The following is a 291-nucleotide window of genomic DNA, read 5'->3' as shown; positions in this document are numbered from 1 at the left end:
GTGATCGAGCTCGTGATGCGCGTGGGAGCGGCCATCGTGCTGGGCGCGTGGATCGGATTCGACGGAGTCGCCCTCAGCAACCCGCTCGCCTGGCTCGGCGCTATCGTCCTGCTCGTCCCCGCGTACGTCCGCGCGCACCGCGCCCTCGGTCGGCTGCCCATCGACCCGGCGGAGGCCACCGAGACCTCGGCCATCGCGATCGTCGGGCCGACCGACGGGTCGATGGTCGTGGACGCCGTGGTCACCCAGCCCGTCCGCGTCCTCCGCGCGCGCCGCCTGCGCTGGCCGCGC

General features: G+C 74.6%; 1 pseudogene. It reads left to right on the top strand.

The annotated features are described in order from the left end of the window. Nucleotides 1-291, top strand: a pseudogene (locus DSP71_RS23060) (MATE family efflux transporter); the annotation flags it as partial.

Source organism: Microbacterium sp. H6 (assembly GCF_003314775.1).
Taxonomy (GTDB): Bacteria; Actinomycetota; Actinomycetes; order Actinomycetales; family Microbacteriaceae; genus Microbacterium; species Microbacterium oxydans.
This window is presented reverse-complemented; position numbering and strand designations above follow the sequence as displayed.